The sequence below is a fragment of the Lysinibacillus sp. KCTC 33748 genome (assembly GCF_002237755.1).
Classification (GTDB): domain Bacteria; phylum Bacillota; class Bacilli; order Bacillales_A; family Planococcaceae; genus Lysinibacillus.
Window position 1 is genome coordinate 74563 of record NZ_MWSJ01000013.1, and the last position, 12734, is coordinate 87296.

A 12734-nucleotide genomic window follows, 5' to 3' on the forward strand; every position below is an offset into this window, starting at 1 on the left:
ATACCCTCTTACTCAATATATTGTCAGAAACAAAGAATAATTTCAACTTTTTGAAATTTTTTTAAATTAATACTAGAATCTATTCTTGAATCGATTATTCCTCGGCATAATAGCCTCTGGAATCGGCTTTGTGATTAGGCTTGCAAAGTGGCTTATATTTTCTAGAAAAGCTTCTAGGATTCACGGTTTGACCAACTATAATGTATACTTAAAAATAATATAAATGTATAGGAGAACAGTATGCGGATTAATAAATATTTAAGTGAGACAGGCATTATATCTCGTCGAGGCGCAGATAAATGGATAGCAGAAGGTAAAGTAACGATTAATGGTGAGCTTGCTACAGTCGGCAGTCAGGTTGAGGCTGGTGATATGGTTTGCGTTGATGGAAAAGAGGTAAAAAAAGAAGAACAGCTCGTTTATATTGCCTTAAACAAACCAGTAGGAATTACAAGCACAACTGAACGTCATATAAAAGGAAATGTCGTTGATTTCGTCAACCACCCTCTTCGTATTTTCCATATTGGACGACTAGATAAAGAGTCAGAAGGGCTATTATTATTGACTAACGATGGGGACATCGTCAATAAGATTTTACGTGCAGAAAACCATCACGAAAAAGAATATATCGTGCAAGTTGATAAACCTATTACGGAGCAATTTATAAAGAAAATGGGCGCTGGTGTAGATATTTTAGATACTACAACCCTACCTTGTCATGTTGAAAAAATATCTGATAAAGTCTTTAAAATCATTTTAGAGCAAGGCTTAAACCGTCAAATACGTCGTATGTGTTCAGCGCTTGGGTACTCCGTTAAACGTCTACAACGCATTCGTATTATGAATATAAAGCTTGGCAATTTAAAAGTTGGACAGTGGCGCGATTTAACAGACAAAGAACGAACAGAACTATTCAGACTACTTAATTACACACCAAAATAAAGCCATTTAAGGGGATGGGACTATGCTGTCAATTCAAAGCACTGAGCAGTTAACCGGTGCACGTATTAGCGGTGATTTTTGGGATTTAGATGAGCTGATTAATGCTATTTACAAAATAACTGGTGATGAAAACAAGTATTATGATTATCAAGGAGCGCGCTTTCGCATTCTTAGTGTTTGTTATAATCTCCGTCAAGCTGCCAAGGGGAAGCATCAGCTTGAGTTTGTTAGCAACGGGCTCAATAAAAGTGTTCTGACACAGCATGAACTAATTTTCCCTAACAAAAATGCTTATTTCGCAGCAGAGATTCTTTGGCCAGAGCTAATCTTTACTGCTATCGCATTAAACGATTTCATTCGCCTACATCAAGAGCTAATTGATTCTTCTGATTGGAATATTGACGTTGCCACAATTCGTAAATTCCAGGCAGCTGTTGCAAATTGTTTAGAGCAGGAGCTCCATGAAGATGAATACTTAGTATTTTTAAGAATGCTGCTCACTAAAAGTCCATTAACATTCCGTTATGCCACACAGTATGTAGATGTTTTAAATCTTGAGTATATTCATTTAAATTTAGAGGCACGTAAAGCTCATTTAGCGGCATTTGCTCTGCGCTTGATGTTAGAAGATGATGAATATGTAGCGTTAAAATCACAGCTCATGGAAGTTGCGATGACTACAAAAAAAGCGTTACATGAAATTGAAATTAACACTAATTATCCTGAAACTATTTTGTGGTAGATAGAAAGAGCCGTCTCAATTAATTTTGAGACGGCTCCTTTTCTTCTATATTGTCGTGTAAGCCATTTTTCGAATAACTTCCTCGTGCTGTGGATAGTCAGCTAATAGCTCAACTTGTGTAAATAATTCGAAGTCTTCAAAGTCAAAGCCAGGTGCAACCATACAGCCTACTAAACTAAATGTATCTGCATCCTCTACGGATGAGCCAAATATAGTATTTTTCGGTACTGCGATTTGTGGTACTTCTCCTGCCTCTACATTTAATCCAAGCTTCTTCGCCTCATATGTACCATCCGGGAAAATCATATGGACCGTTAGTGGGCTGCCAGCATGATAATACCAAAGCTCGTCTGATTTCAAACGATGCAAATGCGATATATCCTGTGAACGTAGTAAGAAATAAATACTTGTATAAATAGGTCTCTGTACATCTCTTACAGCCATATCGTCCGATGCCCGAAACAAGGATATATAGTACCCTCCTTCAGGATGCTCTGCTAAATTTAATTTTTCGATAAAATATTGTGCTGAATACTTCATACAACATCACTCCTTTCTTCCACATTACCAAATAATAAAAGATGAAAGCTACTCCTATTTTGTCAATTTGATAAGTAGTATCCGTCGTTTGGGCCTTTCTTTCCGTCGCTTTGATAATTATCCGTCGCTCTGGACCTGCTTTCCGTCGCTTTGATTGTTCTATCCATCGTTCTGGACCTGCTTTCCGTCACTTTGATTGTTCCATCCGTCGCTCTAGCCCTTCTATCCTTCACTTTAACATTTCTATCTGTCGGTTCACTCCTCCGTTTATACGAAAAAAGACGTCCCAAAAATTGAGACGCCTTCTCCCTCTATAAACCACCTAAATAAGCAGCCTTTACTTGGTCACTCTCTTGAAGCTCTTTTGCTGTACCTGATAATACAATACGTCCCGTTTCAAGTACGTACGCACGATGCGCTACCGATAATGCCATATTCGCATTTTGCTCAACAAGCAATACAGTTGTGCCCTCTTTGTTGACTTGCTCAATAATATTAAAAATATTTTTTACCATGAGTGGCGCAAGTCCCATTGAAGGTTCATCCATTAATAACAATTTCGGTTTTGCCATTAATGCTCGCCCCATCGCTAGCATCTGCTGCTCACCGCCCGATAATGTACCTGATTGCTGTTTCCGACGTTCGAAAAGACGTGGGAATAGTTCAAACACATGATCCATATCTTTTTTTATGCCAGCCTTATCGTTGCGAAGATATGCGCCTAGCTCTAAATTTTCCTCAACGGACATATTGGCAAAAACACGGCGCCCCTCTGGAACATGTGAAATGCCTGATTTTACTATTGTCTGTGCAGCCTTCCCTGCGATAGAGAAGCCTTCATATTCAATGATGCCACCCTTTGGTTTTAATAGGCCCGACAATGTTTTTAATAATGTACTTTTACCAGCACCGTTTGCACCGATTAACGTTACGATTTCACCCTCATTTACTTCTAAAGAGAGGTCCTTTAATGCTTGAATATTACCGTAAAATACATCTATATTTTGTACTTTTAGCATTAGCTGATAACCTCCTCACCAAGGTAAGCTTCAATTACCTTTGGATTGTTGCGAATCTCTTCTGGTGTCCCATCTGCGATTAATTGTCCGTGATCGAGCACGTATATACGTTCACAAATCCCCATAACTAAGCTCATATCGTGTTCAATTAGAAGAATTGTTAAGCCAAATTCTTTACGAATAAACGCTATTAATTCCATTAAATCATGCGTTTCCTGCGGGTTCATCCCTGCTGCAGGCTCATCCAATAAAAGTATCTTAGGTTTTGCAGCTAGGGCACGAGCAATTTCTAATCGGCGCTGCATCCCATAAGGTAAATTTTTTGCAAGCTCATCCTTATAAACATCTAAACCAAAGATTTTTAGAAATTCAATAGATTGATGCTCCATTTCTGCCTCACCTTTAAAATGATTCGGCAAGCGGAAAATGGAAGACCACATAGAATGCTTGGCAAGCGAATGGTTCGCTACCTTAACATTATCTAAAACAGATAGCTCCTTAAATAAACGAATATTTTGGAACGTACGGCTAATACCTTTTTGTGTTACTTGATATGGTGCAAGCCCGTTCAACTTTAAACCGTCAAATGTAATCGTGCCCTCCGTTGGCATATACACTCCAGTAAGCATGTTAAAGCTAGTTGTTTTACCAGCACCGTTGGGCCCTATAAGACCTACTAGCTCCCCTTGATTCAGGTACATATTAACGCCCTGTACCGCCTTTAAACCACCGAATTGAATGCCCATGTTTTCTACATTGATAAGAAGGTTTCCAGCCATTATTTTGTACCTCCTTTTTTACCAAACTTAAATAAGTCCGTAACTTCTTTTGTTCCCATTAACCCTGTTGGGCGATATAGCATTACGACTATTAATACTAAACTGTAAATAATCATACGTGTTTCTGGGAAGTTTGCTAGATATGCTGAGACTACTGTTAAGAAAATAGCTGCGATGACAGATCCTGAAAGACTTCCTAAGCCACCAAGTACTACAAAGATTAAAATATCAAATGATTTTAAGAACCCGAAAGTTGTCGGTTGAATAATGTAAAAGTTATGTGCAAAAATGGCCCCTGCAAGACCGGCGAAGAAGGAACCTATCGCAAAAGCTACAACTTTATAGTAGGTTGTATTAATACCCATTGCATCTGCCGCAATTTCGTCCTCACGAATCGATATACATGCGCGTCCATGACGTGAATTCGTAAAGTTCGAGATGACTAAAATTGTTAGAACAACACCTATGAATGCATAAGACCAGTTTGATAAATATAGAACCTGCATCCCTGCCGCGCCACCAACATAGTCCGTATTTAAAAAGATAATACGTATAATTTCCGCAAAACCAAGCGTGGCAATTGCTAAATAGTCACCCTTTAAACGTAATGTCGGAATACCTACGATTAAACCTGCTACAGCTGCTGCTAATGCCCCTAAGAAAATAGCTAATGGGAATGGAAGCAATAGCTTAGTGGTAATAATTGCAGAAACATATGCTCCAACTGCTAAGAAACCGGCATGCCCAATCGAGAATTGACCAGTAATCCCAATAACGATATGCAAGCTGACCGCAAGCATGATGTTAATACACATTGTGATCAACATATTTTGATAGTAAATATCGAGAATGTTTGTAGAAATAAGGATTTGAACAACTGCATAGATGACTAGCGCTAATACGGCATAGCCCCAGAAAACTTTAGACTTTTTCATCATTACCGCTCACCTACACTTTCTCACGGGCATTTTTACCAAAGATACCCGATGGTCTGAAGATTAAAATTAAAATTAAAATAACGAATGCCGCTGCATCGCGCCATAAAGAGAAACCAAGTGCACTTACTAATGATTCCACTACACCTAACAACATACCGCCAACCATAGCACCTGGAATAATCCCAATACCACCAAGTACCGCGGCGATAAAGGCTTTAACCCCTGGAATAACGCCCATTAATGGATCTATTTTCGTATAGTAAACACCAAAGATAACGCCTGCTGCTCCAGCTAGAGCAGAACCAATCGCGAATGTTGCTGAAATTGTATTATCTACGTTAATACCCATTAAACGTGCTGCATCTGCATCATGAGAAACCGCACGCATCGCTTTCCCGATTTTAGTTTTATGTACGATGAATTGTAAAAGAATCATCAGTACAATTGCTACAGATAAAATTAATATTGATGTACTACTGATTTGAACACCAAAAACATCAAATGATTTATTTGTAATGACTTCAGGATATGCAGCCGGTTGCGCACCTCTGAAGTAGATCGTTGTATATTCAATTAGTAGCGATACACCTATTGCCGTAATTAAAGCTGCAATACGTGTAGCATTTCGTAAACGCTTATAAGCAATACGTTCGATTAAAACACCAAAGATTGCACAGACCACCATCGCCAATAATAGCGCTGGGAAGAAGCCCAGCTCCCATTTAGCAATTGCGTAAAAGCCAATAAATGACCCAATCATGAAAACATCACCGTGGGCAAAGTTGATCAGCTTAATAATCCCGTATACCATCGTATACCCTAGCGCTATTAATGCGTAGATACTACCTAGTGAAATACCGTTCACAAGCTGCTGTATCCATTCCATAAGCGTTCACTCCCCTTTATTTTTCTGAAAAATACAAAAATAGAATTTACTACTACATGTTATTATTGAAAATAGAGTAAATTGTGTCGTCTTTAAAAATTTTTTTCTTGGTCTATCTAGCAATCTCGCTTTAGATATTTTGAACACGGTAATGAAACTATATCCGCATTCATCTCATCACCTTCAATGGCGAGAGCCTCACTGAATGAAGGTAACATAAAAAGGAAGGCGTGTTTACCCGCCTCCCCTTGCCAAGAAAACATTAAGGATTAACTTTAGAGTTGAACACTTGTTTACCGTCTTTAAATTCAAGAACTGTTGCTGTTTTAATTGGGTTATGATTTTCGTCAACCGAGAAAGTACCTGTTACTAAAGAAAGATCTTTTGTGTCAGCTAAAGCAGTTTTAATAGCTTCCCCATCCGTAGAGCCAGCTCGCTTAATAGCATCCGCAATGTAGTAAATTGTGTCATAGCCAAGTGCATTGAATGCATCTGGTGCTTTATCACTGTTCGCTGCTTTAAACGCCTTTACAAAATCTTGAATTTTTTGATCTGGATCTTCTGCAGAATAATGGTTTGTGATATACGTGTTATTCAGCGCTTTCGCACCAGCTAGTTCAACTAAAGTTGGTGAATCCCAACCGTCAGCCCCCATCAATGGAACATCGATGCCCATTTCACGTGCTTGTTTAACAATTAAACCAACCTCTTCATAGTATCCTGGGATAAAGATAAAGTCTGGTTTAGCTGCTTTAATATTTGTTAATTGTGTACGGAAGTCAGTATCCTTAGCGACATATGCCTCTTCTTTTACAACTTTCCCACCATTTTTAGTGATTGTATCTTTAAATGATTTTGCTAAACCTTTTGCATAGTCAGATGCGTTGTCCGCAAAAATAGCTACATTTTTAGCTTTCAATTCACCTGAAGCGAAGTTCGCCGCTACAATCCCTTGGAATGGGTCAATGAAACAAGTACGGAATGCATATTCGTTAACGCTATCATCATCATTGACTGTAATGTTAGGAGCAGTACCTGAACCTGTAACAATCGGGATTTTATTGCTGTTCGCAATTTGAACAGTAGCAACTGTATTACCAGAAGTCGCTGGAGCTAGCATTGCTACTACTTTATCTTGTGTTGCTAGTTTAAGAGCTGCTGCAGTAGCCTCTGAGTTTTCAGATTTGTTATCTACTTTAACAAGCTCAATTTTTTTACCGTCGATTCCGCCTTTATCATTAATTTCTTTAACTGCTAGGTCTGCACCTACACCAATCGAAGAACCATAAGAAGCTACGTTCCCCGAAAGTTCTAAGTTTGCACCGATTTTAATAGTATCACCGTCAGAACCACCACCTGATGATGACCCTCCTCCTGAACTTGAACTATCTCCGCCACCACAGCCAGCAAGAACTCCTGCAAGTAGTGAAGATGCAACTAGAAGTGAGCCAAACTTTTTAAGCTTTTTGTTCTCTCTCATAATTTTATTCCCCCTAGAATTTTCTCAAATATTAGATATTTCAGATAATTATAAACAATTAATAGCATTTGCTCAATAACAAAAATAACCAAAATTATAATTTATAACTATCTATCTTTAAGTGAATCAAACTATTATTCATTTAGGACTTTTACATTGTAAAACATTCTTTATATTTAGTCTAGAGTGATTTTTCTGTATAATTAGTAATTTGTGAATTATCCATTAATTTATTGTGAATATTCATACAAACCTATCATTTCCGATTATTTTTTTCGATAAAGTCTCGTAAAAAGAAATCAGAAATTGCATGATCTAGAATATCAGGTACTAAAATGGTTGTGTTTATATGAAATTACTAATAACTATTTATTACCTAGGAAATAAATAGAAGTAGAGGGGTAATCATCGGTCTTTTGCTTTTAGTCGCTAAAACTTCATCAATTATGCCTTGGCATTATTGTGCCCGGAATCGGAAAAAAATTAAAAAAGCTTAAAGCTGGACTATTGCTCAGCTCTAAGCTTTTTTCAATGCAAACACACAGAGGCGCTCGTTAATATTTGTTTCATTTTCAAGATGGACCTCATGGATTAATTCAAAAGGTGTACCATGATGTAAAAACTGCAAATAATCATATGGTGGGTAGTATAAAATAATATGAATTTCGCGCATATGCAATTCATAAGACTTCCAAATATTATGAATAACTGTACGGAAAATATTGATTGAAAACGGATTAAAGAAAAAGAAAACTGTGTCGCATGGTTGTATAGCATAGTCTTCCGCTATTGAATGAATAAAGGAAATCGGAGCTTGAGCACTCTTCTTTTGAAGATAGTTCTTTTTATTATTCTCTGCCTCTGTATAAAAACCTGCATCCATTTCTACCCCAATTGTAGGAATATGAAATTTGTGATGTACATAAATAGGGACTCTCCCTTTTCCACATCCCATATCAATAAATACTGGATGATCAGGCATTTCATACTCCGAAAATAATTGTTCTAAGCCAGCATACGGCGTTGGCTCATAGCGATGGTAGTGAGCTAGCTTCGGGAAGCCGTATTGTTCACCTATTGTGTTAATATGTAAACATTTATCAAATTGATGTTCATTCATAATAAAACTCCTAAAAAAAAGAATGATTAATTGTAGCACGATAAAAAGCAAAAACCATACCCAAAAGTTTCGGATATGGTTATTTTTTAACGACCTCTTCGCTTAAATTTTAAAACAAAGAAAAGCGCTACTATTAATAAGGCAAAACAAACAATCATTGTAAGAATTGTATTTTTATCAATAACAGTTTCTTGCTTTAATTGCTCATCGCCTTGGTTAGGCCACATGGGTCCTCCATTTTGGTCAGGTCGTTGCACAGGTTCTCCCTGATTATCGCCATTTTGATTAAATGGAGGGGCTTGTAAAGGATCAAAATCTTCTGGCATTTGATCCGGATCGAAGTTCTCTGGTCTTTGTGTCGGGATGTCCATGTCACCATTTTCGTTTAAATTAGGCATTCCCATATTTTCTTGTGATGCTGTAGTTGCTTCCACAACAAGTTCCCCTGACAGCTGTTTTAAAATAGAGTCAGAGCGTTGTTTTGCAAATTCAGAGAGACTATTTTCTCCTTCTACTGCTTCTATAAACTGTTCTGTTGTAGAGAATTTTGTAGGATCTGCTTCCACATAAGTTGTTAATAGCAATGCTAATTGTTTCGTAATGTTCTTTACGTTATCTTCTGTTAAGTAATTAGTCGCTAGCTCTTCTAAATAAGCTTCGTATTTAGCACGATACTCTTCCTTTGAGAGTAAGACGTTTAATAGCGGCCGCTCCTCTAATGTTGTGCCAGATATAGGTGTAGTCACACTAAAGTTAATAGCACTATCTGCCATCAAATTGCTAGACATTTCAAACCCCATATTGAGTCCACCCTGATTCTGGTCACCATTTGGCTGTCTTCCTTGCTGTTGTTGCTTAACATTATTTGATCTATCTGATTTCTCATTCGTCTGTGTATTATCTAGCGTTTTTATATCAGCATTGGGCCGGATTTTATTATTGTCACCCATTCGACCGCCTCCAACACCAAAGCCACCAAAGGACATATTATAATCCCAAGGGATAATCGAAAACACACCATCGTTCTCATACAAATAGTAGTTGTGTTTCATATTTCCTTGGTAACTATCCAGATTTACAAGTGCTGTATTCACAGCAAAATAACGTAGCATTTCATCGACATCAATATATTTTTCTATATTATCGCCATTATTAATCGCTTCAATCATCTCAATAAATTTGGATTGATCAATATTGCCTTCGTTCGTTTTTAAGCCTATTCCCGTATAATCAGCTATATTATCACTAATATATTTTAAATCACTACCTGTTCCATCTGGCTTAAATAAAAATCCATCATTAGAACCGTAATTATTAGCTAGGAAGGTTTCATCTACAGCTTCTACCCCTAAAAATAGCCCACGCTCTTCCCCATTTACAGTTACGTTCATATATGAATGGGCTGGTGTTGGTAGCCCCATCTGTTCCATGAGCTCATAAGAAATATATTCTCGCATTAATGTTGAGTCACTGTAATTATTGTTTAAATTAATCTTTTTTAAGCCATATAAGCTTTGTGTATCATCGTAATAATCGAAATCAATTTTTAAACTATAGCGATCTGAGTCGCTCGCAACTACTGAACGCAATGATAAGTTTCCTTTTGTGCGAATTGCTACATTTTCTATTTTCTTACCATTTACCGTAATATTCGCCTTCTTTAGCTCCTCTGCTGCCGCATTTTCTAGCATGTCCGCCCAATCTTCTTCGGCTATTTCAATATCTACCGTCGTTACCTTATTCTTATTAAACACAATGGTCTCATAGGAAAACTCGGTATTTTTCGTTTCAATGCCTACGTTTGGAAGCACAGCATACATCATGACAAAGAGAAGTAGAAGAATCGCCATACAAAAATAGACAACCCTTGTTTTAATCATTTATTGCACCTCTCTTCACTCTAGAGTGGTTACTAAGCAGTGAAATTACCATCATAACTAAGCATTACTGCAGATTTTACTCCAGGTACTTTTGTAAGATTGTCCATCAATTTTGCATCATTTTGTTTAACACGAATTTCATAGGTTGTTTCAATCTCCTCATCCGACATAATGGATTTTGATTTTAAAGCGAATTTTTTAGATTGTGCCGCAATAATGCGCTCCACTTCTTCACAAGCAAAGTCTTCTTCAAATTTCACAATTAATAAATACGGATTTTCCACAGTAATTTTGTTTACAAACACTAGTAGTACAAGACCGATTAAAACTGCGCCAATAATAACAAGCGGAATAAATCCTGCTCCACAAAGAATCCCAGAAACTATTGCCCAGAAAATATAGACTAAATCCATCGGGTCTTTAATAGGTGTACGGAAACGCACGATCGATAGCGCACCAACCATACCTAGTGATAACAGGACGTTTGAACTTATCCCCATAATTACTAGAGCTGTTGCCATTGTCATAATGAGCAACGAAATATTGAAGGAATGAGAGTAAATTACTCCATTAAAGGTTTTCTTGTAAACTGCATAAATAAAAAGCCCGACAAAAAAAGCTACAACTAATCCAATCATTGAATCTATTAATGAAAATGATGTTGTTTTCTCTAAAAAGTTAGATTTAAAAATATCATTAAATTTTATTGTATCCATTGTTCAATTCTCCTTTATTAGCCGTACATACGACTAAGCTGATATTTTGAATATGCCTCAGCACGTGTATCTACTGATTGAAGTAAGTATTTAATAAGATCCGGCAAGTACTCATCATATTTCACTTCTAAAATAACTAAGTTTGGCTCAAGTACATCCACCATCGGCAGTTTTGGATGAAACATATCTGTATTGCGGAGACTTGACTGTACCTTACTATCGAAAGTGACACGCACATTTCCAAAGGGATAGATGTAAGCCTCACGCTCGTAATCGACAACTGTCATCGGTTTCAATTGGTGATACTTCATTTCCTGATATAAATCTTGAATTAACGCTCGTTTGTCTTCCTCCATCCAAGCGATATCCCCAACGCGCATTTTTTCAAATTCCTTTTGAGATATGGCACATTTCGTTTTATACGTTACATTATTACGTTTACTTTTCCGCTCCAAATTTATAATCGCTGTGGACTTACCATACATTCGTACTCGATATTTATCTCGATTGATAAAACCCTCTTTTTTCTCATTTAGAACCTTGTTTGCAAAATTATCAAAGTATGTGCTGCGAATTAAATACTTACCATTCATCCCAGCATGCTTGTCTAACTGCATCACATGCCGAAGTTTAGTTTTTAATAATGCATAGTCCGGATAGGAGATTGCCTGTTTAATCTCCTTTCGACCGTTAGGATTAAACGAAGTAAGAGTAGGCATATAGTTCACTCCTTACATTTTTTCAATTTTGTATTGCTCTTGCTTTTCAGCTAACCAAGACGCATACTCTTCATTTATGCGCTCCTCAAGTACCGTTGCATAAACTTCATCTTTTATATCCTCGAATACTGCCTCTTCTGCCGGTACTTTATCGGTTACTTTAATAATGTGATAGCCTTCTGATGTTTGTACGATGTCGCTGATGCTACCCTTTTCAAGGCCAAATGCTACTTCCTCAAACTGCTCCTCCATTTGTCCTCGGCTAATATAGCCTATTTCCCCGCCAGCCTCATTCGTTGTTGTATCAATTGAATATGTTTTTGCTAAATCTGCAAAATCCTCACCTGCTTTTATTTTTGCTAGCACGTCTTTTGCTGTTGTTTCATCCTCCAATAAAATTTGACTGGCTACGACCTCTTCTTTTTGTCCATAGCTATCTTTATTGTCTTCAAAATATTGAGCTACTTCCTCATCTGATATGTCAACGGTTGTAGCAATAACATTTTTCGTAAGTTGATACATGTGAATATTATCCTTCACACTTTGCTCTGTCAGCCCATTTTCCTCTAGTGCTGCTTGTAAAGATTCCTCTCCGCCATACGACTCCGCTAACTCCTCATACTCTCCTTGAATAATGTCCTCAGATACAGAAACGCCCTCTTTCTTCGCCTCTAACTCAACTATTTTATTGGTAATGAGTGTATCTAGTACTTCTGTACCGTATTGTTCACGCAATGCGTCATCTAATTCAGTTTGTAAAATCTTTTCACCGTCAACCTTCGCCACATAATCGTTACTCTCACCACATCCAGCTAGTAGCATTAATAACGTAGCAGGTAAGGCGATTATTCGGAAAAACCTTTTGTTTGCGGCCATCCTTGATCCCGTCCTTTCTTTTGGTTTTCTCGTTTACAATGCCTACTATAAAGGTCTAATGTGTCAGTCAGATGTCGGCTTTAACATGCCCTTCAAA

Annotated in this window: 13 protein-coding genes; 2 read left to right on the top strand and 11 right to left on the bottom strand. The window is 37.4% G+C overall.

What is annotated here, in order from left to right:
- Positions 1–240 precede the first annotated feature (240 nt).
- Together rluF and B1B04_RS15950 are read left to right on the top strand one after the other, a co-directional pair.
- A complete protein-coding gene (rluF, locus tag B1B04_RS15945) occupies positions 241–942 on the top strand; it encodes a 23S rRNA pseudouridine(2604) synthase RluF (RefSeq protein WP_079562407.1) in 702 nt (233 codons plus the stop codon).
- Positions 943–964: 22 nt separating this feature from the next.
- Positions 965–1684 (top strand): DUF6904 family protein, encoded by a 720-nt coding sequence (locus B1B04_RS15950; RefSeq protein WP_079562408.1) that lies wholly within the window; start codon positions 965–967, stop codon positions 1682–1684.
- A 45-nt stretch (positions 1685–1729) separates the two neighbouring features.
- On the opposite strand, the gene B1B04_RS15955 is transcribed toward B1B04_RS15950, so the two are convergent.
- From B1B04_RS15955 to B1B04_RS16010, 11 genes are all read right to left on the bottom strand, one after another.
- The gene (locus B1B04_RS15955; RefSeq protein ID WP_079562409.1) at positions 1730–2224 is read right to left on the bottom strand and encodes a cupin domain-containing protein; all 495 of its coding nucleotides are present in this window, start codon (positions 2222–2224) and stop codon (positions 1730–1732) included.
- 311 nt (positions 2225–2535) lie between these two features.
- Complete coding sequence (locus B1B04_RS15965) at positions 2536–3243, bottom strand: ABC transporter ATP-binding protein (protein ID WP_079562411.1); 708 nt, start codon at positions 3241–3243, stop codon at positions 2536–2538.
- Positions 3243–4022: an ABC transporter ATP-binding protein gene (locus B1B04_RS15970; protein WP_079562412.1), complete on the bottom strand. Its 780-nt coding sequence runs from the start codon at positions 4020–4022 to the stop codon at positions 3243–3245. Before B1B04_RS15970 ends, B1B04_RS15965 begins: the two co-directional genes overlap by 1 nt.
- Positions 4022–4957 carry a branched-chain amino acid ABC transporter permease gene (locus B1B04_RS15975; protein ID WP_079562454.1) on the bottom strand — a complete coding sequence of 312 codons (936 nt, stop codon included), beginning with the start codon at positions 4955–4957 and terminating at the stop codon, positions 4022–4024. Before B1B04_RS15975 ends, B1B04_RS15970 begins: the two co-directional genes overlap by 1 nt.
- A gap of 13 nt (positions 4958–4970) precedes the next feature.
- A complete protein-coding gene (locus tag B1B04_RS15980; RefSeq protein WP_079562413.1) occupies positions 4971–5846 on the bottom strand; it encodes a branched-chain amino acid ABC transporter permease in 876 nt (291 codons plus the stop codon).
- Positions 5847–6108: 262 nt separating this feature from the next.
- Positions 6109–7326, bottom strand: coding sequence for an ABC transporter substrate-binding protein (locus tag B1B04_RS15985; protein WP_079562414.1), 1218 nt, complete (start codon positions 7324–7326; stop codon positions 6109–6111).
- Positions 7327–7843: 517 nt separating this feature from the next.
- Positions 7844–8446 (bottom strand): methyltransferase, encoded by a 603-nt coding sequence (locus B1B04_RS15990; protein ID WP_079562415.1) that lies wholly within the window; start codon positions 8444–8446, stop codon positions 7844–7846.
- 86 nt (positions 8447–8532) lie between these two features.
- Positions 8533–10326 (bottom strand): CotH kinase family protein, encoded by a 1794-nt coding sequence (locus tag B1B04_RS15995; protein ID WP_079562416.1) that lies wholly within the window; start codon positions 10324–10326, stop codon positions 8533–8535.
- A 32-nt stretch (positions 10327–10358) separates the two neighbouring features.
- Positions 10359–11042, bottom strand: coding sequence for a DUF4956 domain-containing protein (locus B1B04_RS16000; RefSeq protein ID WP_079562417.1), 684 nt, complete (start codon positions 11040–11042; stop codon positions 10359–10361).
- A gap of 17 nt (positions 11043–11059) precedes the next feature.
- Positions 11060–11761, bottom strand: a complete 702-nt coding sequence (locus B1B04_RS16005) for a polyphosphate polymerase domain-containing protein (protein WP_079562418.1) — start codon at positions 11759–11761, stop codon at positions 11060–11062.
- A gap of 12 nt (positions 11762–11773) precedes the next feature.
- On the bottom strand, positions 11774–12637 hold the full coding sequence (locus B1B04_RS16010; protein ID WP_079562419.1) for a peptidylprolyl isomerase: 864 nt from the start codon (positions 12635–12637) through the stop codon (positions 11774–11776).
- Positions 12638–12734 lie beyond the last annotated feature (97 nt).